We start from the raw sequence: 15,982 nt of genomic DNA on the forward strand, positions 1-15,982 counted from the left end.
GGATGATATAGAATGGATTATCCATAATCTACTAAAACGAATCTTTAGTAGAGGAATTAAATTATTGGTGAGTAAGGGGAAAAAAGCAATTATGGATCAGGAAAAAAATAATGCGAATGGGAAAGCACATCGGCCGATTGTATACATAAAAAGAACAATCATTCTCGTCTTACTATTATCACTTGTATATTTCATGTATACAAAAATTGTTGCGCATAATAAGAAAGAAGAAACTTTAAAAGCGGCAGCAGAAATGAAGAAACAAGAAGAGTTAAAAAAGAAAGAAGAAAAAAAGAAACAAGAAGTACAGAAGCAAAAACAAAAAGAGCAGGAAGAACAAATGAAGCAAGCGCAAGCAGCGGAGAAACCTGCTGAAGGACCACCTCAAGAAATTAATGAAAACGCTCAATTGGACCAGTATTTACAAAACGCAGGATTTAGCGGGACAGCTGTTATTGTGAAGAACGGAAAAGTTCTTCTGAATAAAGGGTACGGTATGGCAAATAAAGAGCAGCAAGTACCGAATAATTCAGAGACGACTTTTTATATTGGTTCTATTTCAAAGGCGTTTGTAGCAACTGCTATTATGCAATTGAAAGATCAAAATAAATTACAAGTAGAAGATACTGTTGCGAAGTATATTCCAGATTTTCCACAAGGTAATAATATTCAGCTAAAACATCTATTAACACATACATCAGGGATTCCCGAATATGAGCAGGGAAAAGAAGATATTTCTCATGAAGAACTGATAAAGCGGATAGGAAATCAAAAGCGTATTGGTGGTCCGGGAGAGAAGTGGAAGTATTCTGATTCGAACTACTCTATACTTGCTTATATTGCAGAGAAGGTAAGTGGGCAGTCACTCGAAGAATATATTAAACAACATATTTTTGCTACTGCGGGTATGAAACATTCTGGCTTTGGCACAGCGTTAGAACAAACAAGATTCCCATCAACGGGTTATAAAATAGTAAATAATAATATGACAACACCTAATATTCCAAGCATGTCACAACTTTATGGTTGTGGTGATATATATACGAGTGCACATGATTTATATTTATTTAATGAGGCGTTATACTCTGGAAAATTAATTTCAAAAGAGAGTTACGATCAAATGTTTACGGGTGGAAAAAAGGATTACGGGTTTGGATGGTACGTAGACCCAGGAAGCTATTCGAATCATGGTGTAATGCCAGGTTGGAATTGCTTAAACGGATTTAGTAAAAATGGTAGTGTATATGTTGTTTTATTATCTAACATTCAAAATAATATTAAATCATTTGGTAAAGTGAATAATGACATTTATTCGATATTGCGGAATATTGAAGTGTAAGAAACTATCCTTTTGGATAGTTTTTTTTTATGCTCTGAAACAAATATTTCTTTTAGAAAATGTATGTCTTACCTATCACAAAAATATCCATTTTGTATACATTAAGATGTATGGATGTAAAATTTTATAATCTAAAAATAATAGGAGGAGAAGTGTATGTGTCTGTTCAGAAAATATTGGCATAAATTATCAAGATTGTTTAATAGACAATTAGATTATTTTTTAGATAATAAGTTATTGCCTGCTGTGGAAAGACTTTTATTTTCACAAAACTTCGCGAGGTTTATTCAAAGAAACTCTAAGCAAGCTACGGAAGAAGTTATTGAATCAAGTAGATTTCAATCTATTATTTGTAACATTTTAAAAGAATGCAATACATCACCTTTTAAAGAAATTGCAAAGCAGTATTTAGGTAAAAACGTAGAAATTACGGTGACAGTTGGACAATTAACAGGTGTTATTGTAGCAGTTGGTGATGACTTCTTAACATTGCAAGAAGGAATAGGAACAGAGGTTTTATTACCATTTATAAGTATTATATCAATTAAAGAAGCGTAAGAAAGGAGACTTATATATGTTATTTACTGATGAATTACGTAACCATGTTGGCGAACTAGTGCAAGTTGTGACAGCTGTAGAAATCATTGCAGGCGTTCTTTTATCTGTGACGGATGGGGCAGTAATTGTTCGTACTTCTCCTTCTTATGGACCACCAGAAGATGTAGTTGTGCGTATTCCTATTATTGCTTATGTTCGCTTGGAAGGGTAAGAGTGATACAAGTATGAGAGTGTCAGTTGTTATTCCAGTGCATAATGAAGCAAGTACTTTATCAAAAGTTTTAGTAGAGGTAAGAAAACTCGAACCATATGAAGTTATCATAGTAGATAATGGATCTACAGATGGGACGAAGGAAATAGCATTACAGCATAATTGCCGTGTGATTTATTATAGAGATTCTCTTGGTAATGATGTGGGACGGGCAATTGGTGCTAGAGAAGCAAAAGGTGAGATTGTTTTGTTTTTAGATGGTGATATCGTCATGAAAAGTGAAGAATTATACAATTTTATTAAAGGAATACGACAAGGGCATGAGATTGTTTTAAATAATTTAACATGGTCCGTTTACTTGAAGATGAGACCGCATTATACGACGGTTGGAAAATATATGTTAAATCGTTATTTGAACAAGAAAGAGTTTGTTGTAGGATCTTTAATTGCAATACCACATGCGATAAGTCGTAAAGTGATTGAAAAACTGGGGTGGTGGAATTTAGCAGATCCAGCATTATTTCAAGCGATGGCGATGTCTAGAGGAGTAGATATTTCTGATATGGCTTCAGTTGATGTCATCTACACAAATAAAGTTCGACCTGTGCATACTGGTACATCACCTGGCTCTCCTTATCCGAAAGCGACTAGTCGTATTATGGGTGATCATTTGCGAGCTTTACAATACGTAATCGAAACATATGGTAAACGCGGTGGTTTTTCAGAGAACAATAGAGATAGAGAGTTTGTAGGAAAGTATAAACCAGTTTTATTACAAAAGAATAAAGCGAAATATAGTGCCATTATCCCAGTATCAGAAGAGAAAATAACCATAAGGTCTGTTATAAAAGAAGTGAAAGAAGCAGGTGTAGATGAAATTATAGTTGTCGCGAATGGAGCAGATGTTGAGACTGTTAAACAGGCAAAGCTAGAGAATGTTATTGTTGTTGAATTTACGAAGGCGCTTGGACATAATGTAGCACGAGCAATAGGTGCCATGCATGCTACGGCAGATATTTGTTTATTCGTTGATAGTGATCTTGTTATTCCAGCAAAAAAACTCACTCTATTTTTACATGCTGTTGAAGATGGAAATGACGTGGTGTTAAATGATTTACAATGCTTATTAGATATGTTTCATCCAGCAGATCCAATTAGTATGGGAAAATACTTTGTGAATTTGATAGCGAAACGACCAGATTTATGGAATAACTCACTAACTGCTGTACCACATGCCATTCATAAGAAGGTAATAGAGAAAATAGGATATGATTCCCTTATCATTCCGCCATTAGCACAAGTGAAAGCTATTTTAGAAGGATTCTCTATTACAACAGTAGAGTTAGTAGATGTTATAAAAACAAATCGCGTACGTCCAGAGCAACACGAATTTGTAAATGGGCGTATTTCAGCATTTGATCGTATTTTCGGTGATCAACTTGAAGCGGTTGCGTATTTATTACAATGTACGGACGAACGTGGTGGTTTTACAGATGGAGATAGAGATAGAGATGTAATTCAACAATTGAGAAGGGAAGAAGAGAATACAAATGAATAGTAGTAAAGTAGCTATTATTGGGCTAGGGTATGTTGGCCTTCCTTTAGCGGTACATTTTGCAGAAAGAGGGCATACAGTACTTGGATTAGATAAAGATATTAGAAAAATAGACTCAATTATAAAAGGAGAAAGTTATATTCCGGATGTTTCTTCTAAAGAGTTACAAAGTTTATTGACGAAAAAAAAATTAACAGTAAATACACCGGATCAAGGCATTGCTGATTTTCAAAATAGTGATTATGTTATTGTCACTGTCCCGACTCCAATTAATGAACAAAGAGAACCAGACTTAAGTGCCCTCATTTCAGCTTCGCATTATATACAACAAAACCTTCAAAAAGGACAAACCTTCATTTTTGAAAGCTCCACATATCCAGGCACACTTGAAGAAGTCATCCTACCTATTATTTCTCAAAATGGTAAAAAGGTAGGGGAAGATTTCTATATCGGATATTCCCCTGAGAGAATTGATCCAGCAAATAGTCAATATTCAGTTCAAGCTATTCCAAAAGTTATTAGTGGACAAACAGAAAAGTGTAAACAAAAGGTACAGGATTTATATAGTACCATTTTTGACGAAGTTGTACCTGTTAGCTCTCCGAAAGTAGCAGAGATGTGCAAGCTATTTGAAAATATTCAGCGCTTAGTTAACATTTCTTTAGTAAATGAACTAAACACACTATGTGAAAGTTTAGGCATTGATTTTTATGAGGCCATTGAAGCGGCATCTACAAAACCATTTGGGTTTACTCCGTATTGGCCAGGGCCAGGGATAGGGGGACACTGTATTCCCGTAGACCCTTTATATTTTCAATGGAGAATAAAAAAGAATGGGGCAATTAGTCAATTAATTGAGGCTGCACATATAATTAATGAAGAAATGCCAGAGAAAATGGTCCGGAAAGTAAAAAGTGTGGTGCAATTACCTGCAACGGTGTTAATTGTAGGGATTGCGTATAAAAAAGATGTAAATGATTTGAGAGAATCACCAGCGTTACCGATTATTCAATTATTAAGAAATCAAGGATACGAGATAGAATATCATGATCCTTATATTTCTTCCGCAGAAATTGGAGATAAGGTGTACCAATCTGTTTCTTTAGATGAAGAAAAAGTTAAAAAAGCGGATTGTATTTTAATTTTAACGGATCATTCTAATATTGATTGGAAGCTTTTTAAAGGAATGGATCGAGTAATAGATACACGCGGGATTGTAAAGAAGGTGAGTAAATGAGTAAGAAATGTTTAATTACAGGTGGGGCCGGATTTATCGGGTCGCATTTAGCTGAAGAGTTGATGAGAAGAGGTTATGAGGTCACTGTTGTGGATAACTTTTATAAAGGTAAAAATAAGTACCATAAAGAGTTAATGAAAGAAATCCGTGTTATTCCAATAAGTGTTTTAGATAAAAATTCTATTTATGAATTAGTAGATCAGCATGATGTCGTGTTTCATTTAGCAGCAATTTTAGGTGTGAAAACAACAATGGAAAAAAGTATAGAGCTCATAGAAACGAATTTTGATGGGACAAGAAATGTTTTACAAGCAGCGTTAAAAGGAAAGAAGAAAGTAGTTTTTGCTTCTACTTCAGAAGTATATGGTAAGGCCAAGCCGCCTTTCTCTGAAGAGGGAGATCGATTGTACGGGGCAACTTCTAAAATTCGTTGGAGTTATGCAGTTTGTAAAACGTTGGAAGAGACATTATGTTTAGGGTACGCATTAGAAGGTTTACCAGTAACGATTGTTCGATACTTTAATATTTATGGTCCAAGAGCGAAAGATGGTCCATATGCAGGAGTAATCCCGCGATTTATCCGCGCGGCACTGCAAGGAGAAGACATTCTCGTATATGGAGATGGAAAGCAGACACGTTGTTTTACGTATGTAAGTGATGCGGTAGAGGCAACGATTCGGGCAATGGATGAGAAGGTAAATGGTGAGATTATTAATATAGGTTCTGAGAATGAAAAGAGCATAAAAGAAGTAGCAGAAGTAATTAAAAAATTAACGAATTCTTCTTCGAAGATTGTCCAAGTGCCTTTTGAAGAAGTATATCCTCATGGTTTTGAAGAAATTCCAAATAGAAGACCAGATGTAACAAAATTAAAAGAGCTTGTTCAATTTCAGGCGAAAGTAACGTGGGAAAACGGATTGAAGGAAACAATTAAGTGGTTTCGTGAACAAAACAATGGCTAAGTCATTATCTGTTATTATTCCTGCATGTAATGAGGTCGATACGATTTCAGACGTTATTCAATCGGTAAGACCATTAAATCCAGTAGAAATCATTGTAGTAGCAAACGGTTGTAATGATGGAACAGAAGATGTTGCAGATCGTTTAGGGTGTAAAGTAATCAAGCATACAGAGCTACTAGGGAACGATGTTGGACGTGCAGTCGGCGCAAAACATGCGATAGGTGATGTATTACTATTCATAGATGGTGATTTTGCTATTCCAACTTCAAAATTAAAATTATTCCTTAATCCGATTTTATACGATCAGGCAGATGTAGTTTTAAATAATTTGGATGCATTATTTTTAAAAAGGCAAAAAACCACTTCTATTACAGTATGGCGCCAAATATTAAATGCAATGTTAGAGCGTGAAGAATTAAAAATGAATTCTTTATTAGATGTACCTCATGCGCTGACGAAAGAAGTCGTTCAAAGCATCGGATATGAATGTTTTGTTAATCCTATTGTGGCTCATTTACGCCTAGTTCAAAGTAAATGGAGAATTAGTCGTCATTGTGCTATTGACGTTATTACGCCGAATAAATTTCGTCCATTCCAGCATGCTGCATATGGGACAAATCTTTCCCAATCTGAAAAAAGAATGATAGGTGATCATATAGAAGCAGTAGCAGAACGGATATTAAGCAGTGATGAGCGCGGAGGATATTATGATGGAAATAGGAAAAGGGATAGTGTCTATCATACTTTAAGTTTTGAAGAGTTTTATCAAGGGTGGGGTGTTACATCTGATTTCTATAAAGGAAAGCAACTATCGGTTGTTATTCCCGTACAAGATGAAGAGAAAACAATTGGAAACGTTATAGAAGAGCTTCGCAAAATTGAACCCTTCGAAATTATCGTTGTCGTAAATGGTTCGTCAGATAAAACGAAAAAAATTGCAAAAGACAAAGGGGCAACGACAATTGTATATAAAGAAGCACTCGGAAATGATGTGGGGCGCTCACTTGGAACGTATTTTGCAAAAGGAGAAATTGTGTTATTTATAGATGGCGATTTTGTTATTCCAGCGAGTGAGCTATATCCTTTTGCGAAAGCTATTGCAGATGGAACAGATGTTGCATTAAATGATCTAAATCATTATTTAGATTTAAGAGTACCGCTTCATCTTGTAACTGCATTTAAATATGCATTAAATTTAGCTTGTGATAGAAAAGATCTAGGCGTAGGCTCTCTTATCGCTGTACCGAATGCGTTTAGCCGTAAGTGTTTGAAAGAAATTGGGTATAGATCTTTACTGGCGCCGTGTGTAGCCCAAGTGAAAGCTATTCTTTCAGGATTTGAAGTTGCATGTGTAAGTCGTGTTGAGGTCGATAAGATGAACCGTATTCGTCCCAGTGAACATTTTGCTAAAATAGGTCATCCACCAGCTGTACTTCGAATTATAGGTGATCATATAGAAGGACTAGATCAAATAATTGCATTAACAGACAATCGTGGCGGATTCTATGATGGCAATAGAAAAAGAGATGTTTTATAGAAGTAACAAAAAAAGTGTACAACATGTGTACACTTTTTTGTTCTGTTATAAAAACTATAACAGATTAGGAGATAAGAGTATTACAGCTCTACAATGGGTATTGTTCTTATATTACAAAATAGGACTCGTATATAAGGATACCAAAAAAATACAATTAAGGAAAGGGTTAATTTTAAAGACTTTTAAATGAAGTTAACACTATATATATAGTAGTTTGCTCAACATTTCACAAACATGTCACAACTATTTCGTTCACTTTCGTAAAAAAGTAGTATTCTAAGTGTGTAAGCTGTTATATAAAAAATCTTAGTCCTGTACTAATCAAAAATGGAGGAGATTAGGATGACTCAAGTATTAGAAAATGTTAAAAACGCATGGGAAAACTTTAAAGGTGAAAAATGGAAAGCAGAGATTGATGTTCGCGATTTCATTTTAAATAATGTAAACGTTTTCGAAGGGGACGAATCTTTCTTAGCAGAAGCAACTGAAGCAACGAAACAACTTTGGGATCAAGTAATGGATTTAACAACGAAAGAACGTGAAAACGGTGGCGTTCTTGATATGGATACAAAAATTGTTTCTTCTATTACATCACATGACCCAGGATACTTAAATAAAGATATTGAAAAAGTAGTCGGTTTCCAAACTGATAAACCATTTAAACGTTCTTTACAACCATATGGTGGTATTCGTATGGCAGAACAAGCTTGTGAATCTTATGGATACGAAATGGATAAAGAACTTAGTCGTATTTTTAGAGAGTGGAGAAAAACTCATAACCAAGGTGTATTTGATGCATACACACCAGAAATGAGAAATGCACGTAAATCAGGTGTTATTACTGGTCTTCCAGATGCATACGGACGTGGACGTATTATCGGTGACTATCGCCGAGTAGCGTTATATGGTATTGATCATTTAATTGAAGCGAAAAAAGCTGATTTGAATTTAACTGGTGGTGTAATGAGCGAAGATACAATGCGTTTACGCGAAGAGTTATCTGAGCAAATGCGTGCACTTCAAGAGTTAAAAGAAATGGCTGCTTCTCATGGCTTCGATATTTCTAAGCCAGCAACAAATGCACAAGAAGCATTCCAATGGTTATACTTCGCATACCTTGCAGCGATTAAAGAACAAAACGGAGCTGCAATGAGTCTTGGACGTACTTCTACATTCTTAGATATTTACATTGAAAGAGATTTAGCAAATGGTACTTTAACAGAAGAAGAAGTACAAGAAATTGTCGATCACTTCATTATGAAATTACGTCTTGTGAAATTCGCAAGAACACCTGATTATAATGAATTATTCTCTGGTGACCCAACTTGGGTAACTGAATCTATCGGTGGTATGGCATTAGATGGTCGTCCATTAGTAACAAAGAACTCATTCCGTTTCTTGCATACATTAGATAATTTAGGACCAGCTCCAGAACCAAACTTAACTGTTCTTTGGTCTAAACAATTACCAGAGAACTTTAAAAACTACTGTGCGAAAATGTCTATTAAAACATCAGCAATTCAATATGAGAATGATGACATTATGCGTCCTGAATACGGCGATGATTACGGTATTGCATGTTGCGTATCTGCAATGAGAATCGGTAAACAAATGCAGTTCTTCGGAGCTCGTGCAAACTTAGCCAAAGCATTATTATATGCGATTAACGGTGGCAAAGATGAAAAGTCAAAAGCACAAGTTGGTCCTGAGTACGCACCAATTACTTCTGAAGTATTAAATTATGAAGAAGTTATGCATAAGTTTGATATGACAATGGAATGGTTAGCGGGTCTATATTTAAACACATTAAATGTTATCCATTACATGCATGATAAATATAGCTATGAACGTATTGAAATGGCACTTCATGATACAAACGTTCTTCGTACAATGGCAACAGGTATCGCTGGTCTATCTGTAGTAGCAGATTCATTAAGTGCAATTAAGTACGCAAAAGTAAAACCAATTCGTGATGAAAATGGTATTGCAGTTGACTTCGAGATTGAAGGAGATTTCCCTAAATACGGTAACAATGATGATCGTGTAGATGAGATTGCTGTAAATCTTGTAAAAACATTTATGAATAAACTTCGTAAACATACAACATACAGAAACTCTGTTCATACAATGTCAATCTTAACAATCACATCTAACGTTGTTTACGGTAAGAAAACTGGTAATACTCCAGATGGCCGCCGTACTGGAGAACCATTTGCACCAGGTGCGAACCCAATGCATGGACGCGATACAAAAGGTGCATTAGCTTCATTATTATCTGTGGCTAAATTACCATATGAAGATGCACAAGATGGTATTTCTAATACATTCTCTATTATTCCGAAAGCACTTGGTAAAGAAGATGATGTACAAGTACGTAATTTAGTATCAATGCTTGATGGCTATGCAGTAAAAGAAGGGCACCACTTAAATATTAACGTATTTAACCGTGAAACATTAATGGATGCAATGGAACATCCTGAGAAGTATCCACAATTAACAATTCGTGTATCTGGTTATGCTGTAAACTTTATTAAATTAACTCGTGAACAACAAATTGATGTAATTAACCGTACAATGCATGAAAGCATGTAAATGAAAAAAGGTGTCCCTTTACTCTTAATATATAGCGAAGGGAGGCTGTTTCAATAAAGGAGGAAGTAACATGGTAAAAGGAAGAATACATTCTGTAGAGTCTTGTGGTACTGTTGATGGCCCGGGGATTCGTTATGTCATATTTACACAAGGGTGTTTATTACGTTGTCAATATTGTCATAATGCTGATACGTGGGAAATCGGTAAAGGTAAAGAAATAACAGTTGAAGAAGTGATGCAGGATGTGACATGTTACCTTCCATTTATTGAAGCTTCCGGAGGCGGTATAACAGTTAGCGGTGGAGAGCCATTATTACAGCTAGACTTTTTAATTGAGTTGTTTAAAAAGTGTAAAGCGGCTGGTATCCATACAACAATCGATTCTTCTGGTGGTTGTTATTCTGAGGAACCAGAATTCCGAAATAAGCTAGATATTTTAATGGATTATACAGATTTAGTTTTATTGGATCTGAAACATATCGATTCCAAAAAGCATCGTAAATTAACAGGGAAACCAAATGAACATATTTTACAATTTGCTCGTTATTTATCGGATAAGAATAAACCGATTTGGGTACGACACGTATTAGTTCCTGGTGTTACGGATAATGAAGAGGATCTACAAAAACTATCTAGCTTTATTCAAAGTCTGTCTAATGTTCAAAAAGTTGAAGTGTTACCATATCATAAGCTTGGTGTATATAAATGGGAGGCGCTTGGACACAAGTATCCACTCGCAAATGTAGAACCACCTACTGAGAAAAATGTAGAACATGCTAAATATATTTTACAAGCGGTCTAATCCAAATATTGGATTAGGCTTTTTGCTTTCTTTACAATAAAATCTAGAGTATATATTGATAAAAGAGTATACTGAAAGTAGAATATCCATAATTTTGTACGGAATAAATGGAGAAATTTACATAATTGTAAAGGGAAATCAAAATAGTAAAAAGAATTAAGAAGTAAAAGAGTGAGTATCATGGAATAGAGAACATTTGTAAGTTATTGCGAAAGCTCTTATAGGAAAGTATAATGTAAAGATATGAGCACAGATAGGATTAAGGGGTCAATCTTATATGCTTTGCATATCCACGACAGGTACATAGCTGAAAGGGAATTATTAGAATCTGTTTATGTAATTTTTAAGGAAAATGTTTTTCCTATTGTCGTATATGCAATATGGAGAAACAAAAAGCTAGGAGTGGATTTGTTTGATAAAAAACCCCAAGGTTTTAATATTAACTGCACATTACGGTAATGGTCATGTGCAAGTAGCAAAAACATTAGAACAAACATTTCGCCAAAAAGGAATTGAAGATGTTATTGTATGCGACTTGTTTGGAGAATCACATCCATTTATAACTGACATTACAAAATATCTATATTTAAAAAGTTATACAATAGGAAAAGAATTATATCGTTTGTTTTATTACGGGGTAGAAAAAATTTATGATAAGAAAATAGCATCTTGGTATGCGAACTTTGGAAGAAAACGTTTGAAAACACTATTACAGGTGGAGAAACCAGATATTGTAATTAATACATTTCCAATTATCGCTGTACCAGAATTGAAGAAACAAACAGGTATTTCAATTCCTGTCTATAACGTATTAACGGATTTTTGCGTGCACAAAATATGGATTCATCGAGAAGTAGATCGTTATTTTGTTGCAACGGATCATGTGAAAGAATTGATGGTTGATATCGGTGTACCTGCGGAACAAATTGTTGAAACAGGAATTCCAATTCGGAGTAGTTTTGAGTTAAAGGTAAATCCAGAAATCATATATACTAAATATCAGTTATGTAAGAATAAAAAGATTTTACTAATTGTAGCAGGTGCTCATGGGGTATTAGGAAATGTAAAAGAACTATGCCAATCATTTATGTCAGTGCCTAATTTACAAGTAGTTGTTGTTTGTGGGAAAAATGAAGCTTTAAAACAGGATTTATTAAGTTTACAGAAGCAAAATTCCGATGCATTAAAAGTGTTTGGGTATGTTGAAAATATTGATGAATTATTCCGTGTTACTTCTTGTATGATTACGAAGCCAGGCGGAATAACATTAAGTGAAGCAGCAGCGTTGCAAGTACCTGTCATTTTATATAAGCCTGTTCCAGGACAAGAAAATGAAAATGCGATGTACTTTGAAAGAAAGGGAGCAGCAGTTGTCATTCGCGATGATAGTGAGGTTTTTGCAAAAACAGAGGCATTATTACAAGATGATGTGAAGCTTCTTCAAATGAAAGAAGCAATGAAAAGCATCTATCTTCCAGAGCCAGCTGGTCATATTGTAGATGCAATTTTGGCAGAAAATCATGCAGAACCGCGTCATATACCTATTAAATCACCTGCTCTTGCACAATCTTTTACTTAATATGAAACCCTCTTTGTATATGTAAAGAGGGTTCTTTATTATTTTTAAAGAAAATTCAGCCAGTTATCCACAAAAGGATTGCGCTTTCATTAAACAGTAAAGTCGGAATATTAACAACTATATCCACATTGTCCACAATTTTTAGAAAAATATCCACAATTAAAACAGCTGATATATGCTTTAATATAGAAAAATATTAAATGTTTTTGAAAATTACTAACAATTCTGTTGGTTTTGTGGATAAAGTTGTCCACAGCAAAAAAAGCCCCTTATGTATAAGGGGCTTTTTTGCTTACTTTTATCAATCGAGAAAATTATGTAATGAAAATGAATAATTAGGGGGGAAACTTCTAATTATTCATTTTCACTTTAAATGCTTTTCGAGCGATATCCTGCTGCACGATCTGCTTTTTGAAATTCGCGTTGATAGAGAACTTCTTGTGTACTAGATAATGTGTTTTTTGCTTTATCACGTTTCTTTTTATCCATTACAAATCACCTCGTGTCTTAAAGTTACTATTTATCGTTTCCAAAGACATGAGGGGATATACGCATATGGAAAATGTTAATGATTGATTATCATTTCAGAAAATTTAGATTATGCTTCTTTTAATTGATGAGCATCTTGGAAGGTTGTATCTCGCATTGTAGCAAGTGTGTATTGATCTTTTGGAATTTCATATAAGTTATATACTTCTTCGTTTGCGTTAATTTCATCATATACGGCTTTTCTTGTTTCGTTTGCTAGATTCACATATTGCAGTTTTTCTGCAGCTTTAATAGAACGAATATTTATTTTACGAATACGCATGAAAATTGTTTCAATATCTAATTCATAGAAAAGTTCACTAAAAAATGAATCTTTTGCCAATTTATTATAGCCTTTTCCATGATATGGTTTACCAAGCCATGTCCCGAGAAATCCAGCTTTTTCTTGCACATCAAATAAAGTAATTGTTCCGATAGGGTTACCCCATTCATCTAAAATTGTGCGTGAAATTAATTCACCACGCTCTTCAGCTTCAATCGTTTGTTTTGTTAAGAATAAATATTCTTCATAAGAATAAGCCTTTTGACGCACAAAAGGGAAGACAGCTGGATCCACCATTAACTCGTATAGAACGTGGCTGTCGTGTAAGTCGCGTTTTTTCAACATACTAACTCCTCCTCACACGAGGGTAGCATGACGAAAAAACACCCCACCCTCAGAAATTTTTATATCAATCTTTAAAAAATTTCGGGGTGGGAATCGAACCCACTAGAACCAGTTTCTAACGCTGGTGGCGCACCATTTGCCTTCCCCATTCATCAATTTGAAAATGATAATCACGACACAAATTGATTATGGTTTCATTCAGTTTATAATCGTATAATACTTTATCTAGTCAAAAAAATAAACTAGTTTTTTTTATTTTTTTTGTAAATTATTTTTCCATCAATCATAGTTAGTACAGGCTTGGCTAAATAATGGAAAGGATGATGAGTCCATAACACGAGATCGGCGTCTTTTCCAACCTCGATGCTTCCAATTCTATCCTCTAAACGCAAATTTCGCGCTGGGAATATGGTAATTCCTTCTAGTGCTGTTTTCTCGTCTAATCCTTCTCTTACTGCGACAGCGGCACAAATATTTAAATATTGAATGGGTGTATAAGGATGATCTGTTGTTATAGAAACTTCCACACCATTTTTAGATAATATATGGTAAGTATCCCATGTCTTGTTTTTTAGTTCGATTTTAGAACGACGTGTCAGAGTGGGACCAACTGAAACCTTCAAATTATGTTTCGAAAGCTCTTCAACAAGAAAGTGTCCTTCTGTACAATGTTCAATACGTAGATCGAGGTTGAATTCCGTTGCAAAGCGTAGCGCAGAACTAATATCATCTGCTCGGTGAGCGTGGATACGTACGGGTATTTCACGACGTAATGCTTTTAAAATAGGAAGCATTCGAAAATCAGCTTCGTGCCCGTAGTGTTGTGCTTCATAGAATGATTCCCGAAGTAACCCCATAATCCCCATACGTGTAATGGATTCTTTTGTTCCATTACTATGGACTTTTTTAGGATTTTCTCCAAAGGCAATCTTTAAACCAGCAGGTTCTTGAATAATCATATGATCAATACAAGTTCCAGCTGTTTTTATTACACAAGTAGTCCCCCCGATAATATTTTGACTGCCAGGCATAACGTGGACGGTTGTAATTCCGTTTTGTACAGCGTCTTGAAAGGCGATATCCAAAGGGTGGATTCCATCTAAAGAACGAATATGTGGTGTTGAAACTTCAGATGTTTCATTGGCATCATTTCCAGCCCAACCAGTGCCTTCATCATAGAGACCAAGGTGAGTATGGACATCAATAAAGCCAGGTAAGAGATGGAGTGCTCGTGCATCTATAACGGTCATATCTTGAGTAGGTTGAATAAAAGGTTTGACCTCGGTAATTCGCTCTCCTGTAACGAGTACATCGCCTTGAAACTTTTGAGATGTAATAGGGTATACAATGGCTTGTTTGAGCAATATTTTCATAGGTACCTCATTTCTGTTACTTTATAATGCTAATGGAAGTTAAGGGAAAGTAACTGAAAGGTTATTTGTATGGTAATGCTTCGGATCCTAGAAAATGAAAGTTTTGAAAGAGCCCATGTAAAATTGTGTTTTAGAAGTACTACATTGTATGCGAAAGTATATTTTGTAATGCATGGTCTATTGCCGGAAATGTGTATTGGTATCCATGTTCAATTGCCTTAATGGGTAATACACGTTGCCCTTCTAGTACAAGTATGCTCATTTCACCTAATAAAGTTTGAATGATAAATGAAGGTACAGGCAACCAATGAGGCTTGTTCATTATAGTTGCAATGTTTTCTCCAAATTCCTTCATTCTTATGGGTGTTGGTGCTGTCATATTAAGAGGACCATCAATTTCTTTTTTGTGTATGATGAAATCCATCATACGAACGACGTCGTCTATATGAATCCATGATAACCATTGCTTCCCAGAACCAATGGTGCCGCCGATATAGAATTGATAGGGAAGTAGCATTTTTGGAAGAGCTCCTCCATTTGCACCTAATACGACTCCAAATCTTGCGTAGATTGTTCGTATTCCGAGAGAACGTGCTTTAGATGCTTCTTGTTCCCATGAATATACTGTATTTGCTAAAAAGTCATTTCCAGGAGTCTCATGCTGTTCTGTAAAAGACTCTATTTCAGATGTTCCGTAGTATCCAATAGCACTTGCGTTAATAAATGTGTGTGGCTTTGTATGGAGTCCCTGCAATTGTTTAATGAGTCCTTTTGTTGTTTGAATTCTACTGTTTAAAATGGCTTTCTTTTGTTGCTTTGTCCATCTACTATTAATAGACTCTCCGGCTAGATTAATAACTACATCAATAGAAGAGAGGGGGAAGGTTTGTAAATCTGGTGTCCATTGAACATACTGAAGGTTAGGGTCGGAAGTTTCAGTAGTTTTTTTTCGTGTGAGAATGTAAACAGTATATCCTTTTTGAATAAAAAAAGTAGAAAGGGATTTACCGATAAAGCCTGTACCACCAGAAATTGCGATTTTCACAAGTATTTCCTCCTCATTATATATATTCTTGAAAAG

General features: G+C 35.1%; 15 protein-coding genes. 11 read left to right on the forward strand and 4 right to left on the reverse strand.

Features of this window, described 5'->3' with window-relative positions; all coding sequences use genetic code 11:
- Positions 1 to 91 precede the first annotated feature (91 nt).
- The 11 genes from BC_RS02435 to BC_RS02485 all read left to right on the forward strand — a co-directional run bounded on the left by BC_RS02435 (position 92) and on the right by BC_RS02485 (position 12,372).
- Positions 92 to 1,339 carry a serine hydrolase domain-containing protein gene (locus BC_RS02435; RefSeq protein ID WP_000371812.1) on the forward strand — a complete coding sequence of 416 codons (1,248 nt, stop codon included), beginning with the start codon at positions 92 to 94 and terminating at the stop codon, positions 1,337 to 1,339.
- A gap of 156 nt (positions 1,340 to 1,495) precedes the next feature.
- Positions 1,496 to 1,897, forward strand: a complete 402-nt coding sequence (locus BC_RS02440; RefSeq protein ID WP_000335530.1) for a hypothetical protein — start codon at positions 1,496 to 1,498, stop codon at positions 1,895 to 1,897.
- Between the two features lie 16 nt (positions 1,898 to 1,913).
- A complete protein-coding gene (locus BC_RS02445) occupies positions 1,914 to 2,108 on the forward strand; it encodes a hypothetical protein (RefSeq protein ID WP_000899469.1) in 195 nt (64 codons plus the stop codon).
- A 13-nt stretch (positions 2,109 to 2,121) separates the two neighbouring features.
- A complete protein-coding gene (locus tag BC_RS02450) occupies positions 2,122 to 3,666 on the forward strand; it encodes a glycosyltransferase family 2 protein (protein ID WP_001266466.1) in 1,545 nt (514 codons plus the stop codon).
- Positions 3,659 to 4,900, forward strand: coding sequence for a nucleotide sugar dehydrogenase (locus BC_RS02455; protein WP_001088925.1), 1,242 nt, complete (start codon positions 3,659 to 3,661; stop codon positions 4,898 to 4,900). The genes BC_RS02450 and BC_RS02455 overlap by 8 nt, the downstream gene beginning before the upstream one ends.
- The gene (locus BC_RS02460; RefSeq protein WP_000037020.1) at positions 4,897 to 5,862 is read left to right on the forward strand and encodes an NAD-dependent epimerase/dehydratase family protein; all 966 of its coding nucleotides are present in this window, start codon (positions 4,897 to 4,899) and stop codon (positions 5,860 to 5,862) included. The genes BC_RS02455 and BC_RS02460 overlap by 4 nt, the downstream gene beginning before the upstream one ends.
- Positions 5,855 to 7,399, forward strand: a complete 1,545-nt coding sequence (locus tag BC_RS02465) for a glycosyltransferase family 2 protein (protein ID WP_013141734.1) — start codon at positions 5,855 to 5,857, stop codon at positions 7,397 to 7,399. Before BC_RS02460 ends, BC_RS02465 begins: the two co-directional genes overlap by 8 nt.
- The gene (locus BC_RS02470; protein ID WP_002094217.1) at positions 7,368 to 7,589 is read left to right on the forward strand and encodes a hypothetical protein; all 222 of its coding nucleotides are present in this window, start codon (positions 7,368 to 7,370) and stop codon (positions 7,587 to 7,589) included. The genes BC_RS02465 and BC_RS02470 overlap by 32 nt, the downstream gene beginning before the upstream one ends.
- Positions 7,590 to 7,741: 152 nt before the next feature.
- Positions 7,742 to 9,991 (forward strand): formate C-acetyltransferase, encoded by a 2,250-nt coding sequence (pflB, locus tag BC_RS02475; RefSeq protein WP_000195472.1) that lies wholly within the window; start codon positions 7,742 to 7,744, stop codon positions 9,989 to 9,991.
- A gap of 70 nt (positions 9,992 to 10,061) precedes the next feature.
- The gene (gene pflA / locus BC_RS02480; RefSeq protein ID WP_000238461.1) at positions 10,062 to 10,793 is read left to right on the forward strand and encodes a pyruvate formate-lyase-activating protein; all 732 of its coding nucleotides are present in this window, start codon (positions 10,062 to 10,064) and stop codon (positions 10,791 to 10,793) included.
- 412 nt (positions 10,794 to 11,205) lie between these two features.
- Entirely contained in the window at positions 11,206 to 12,372 is a 1,167-nt protein-coding gene (locus BC_RS02485; RefSeq protein ID WP_000594691.1) for a diglucosyl diacylglycerol synthase, read from the forward strand.
- Between the two features lie 369 nt (positions 12,373 to 12,741).
- Here BC_RS02485 and BC_RS02490 read toward each other — a convergent pair whose 3' ends face one another.
- From BC_RS02490 to BC_RS02505, 4 genes are all read right to left on the reverse strand, one after another.
- Positions 12,742 to 12,861: a YfhE family protein gene (locus BC_RS02490; protein WP_000358482.1), complete on the reverse strand. Its 120-nt coding sequence runs from the start codon at positions 12,859 to 12,861 to the stop codon at positions 12,742 to 12,744.
- A 109-nt stretch (positions 12,862 to 12,970) separates the two neighbouring features.
- Entirely contained in the window at positions 12,971 to 13,528 is a 558-nt protein-coding gene (locus tag BC_RS02495; RefSeq protein WP_000914737.1) for a GNAT family N-acetyltransferase, read from the reverse strand.
- A gap of 242 nt (positions 13,529 to 13,770) precedes the next feature.
- Positions 13,771 to 14,901: an amidohydrolase gene (locus tag BC_RS02500; protein WP_000698319.1), complete on the reverse strand. Its 1,131-nt coding sequence runs from the start codon at positions 14,899 to 14,901 to the stop codon at positions 13,771 to 13,773.
- Between the two features lie 139 nt (positions 14,902 to 15,040).
- Positions 15,041 to 15,946: a TIGR01777 family oxidoreductase gene (locus BC_RS02505; RefSeq protein WP_000684382.1), complete on the reverse strand. Its 906-nt coding sequence runs from the start codon at positions 15,944 to 15,946 to the stop codon at positions 15,041 to 15,043.
- Positions 15,947 to 15,982 lie beyond the last annotated feature (36 nt).

It is taken from the genome of Bacillus cereus ATCC 14579 (assembly GCF_000007825.1).
Taxonomy (GTDB): Bacteria; Bacillota; Bacilli; order Bacillales; family Bacillaceae_G; genus Bacillus_A; species Bacillus_A cereus.

Coding starts and splice junctions, on each gene's coding strand:
- BC_RS02460 (WP_000037020.1), top strand. CDS start 4,897: ATGAGTAAGAAATGTTTAATTACAGGTGGGGCCGGATTTATCGGGTCG.
- BC_RS02500 (WP_000698319.1), bottom strand. CDS start 14,901: ATGAAAATATTGCTCAAACAAGCCATTGTATACCCTATTACATCTCAA.
- pflA (WP_000238461.1), top strand. CDS start 10,062: ATGGTAAAAGGAAGAATACATTCTGTAGAGTCTTGTGGTACTGTTGAT.
- BC_RS02490 (WP_000358482.1), bottom strand. CDS start 12,861: ATGGATAAAAAGAAACGTGATAAAGCAAAAAACACATTATCTAGTACA.
- BC_RS02440 (WP_000335530.1), top strand. CDS start 1,496: ATGTGTCTGTTCAGAAAATATTGGCATAAATTATCAAGATTGTTTAAT.
- BC_RS02435 (WP_000371812.1), top strand. CDS start 92: ATGGATCAGGAAAAAAATAATGCGAATGGGAAAGCACATCGGCCGATT.
- pflB (WP_000195472.1), top strand. CDS start 7,742: ATGACTCAAGTATTAGAAAATGTTAAAAACGCATGGGAAAACTTTAAA.
- BC_RS02495 (WP_000914737.1), bottom strand. CDS start 13,528: ATGTTGAAAAAACGCGACTTACACGACAGCCACGTTCTATACGAGTTA.
- BC_RS02450 (WP_001266466.1), top strand. CDS start 2,122: ATGAGAGTGTCAGTTGTTATTCCAGTGCATAATGAAGCAAGTACTTTA.
- BC_RS02455 (WP_001088925.1), top strand. CDS start 3,659: ATGAATAGTAGTAAAGTAGCTATTATTGGGCTAGGGTATGTTGGCCTT.
- BC_RS02465 (WP_013141734.1), top strand. CDS start 5,855: ATGGCTAAGTCATTATCTGTTATTATTCCTGCATGTAATGAGGTCGAT.
- BC_RS02445 (WP_000899469.1), top strand. CDS start 1,914: ATGTTATTTACTGATGAATTACGTAACCATGTTGGCGAACTAGTGCAA.
- BC_RS02470 (WP_002094217.1), top strand. CDS start 7,368: ATGATGGCAATAGAAAAAGAGATGTTTTATAGAAGTAACAAAAAAAGT.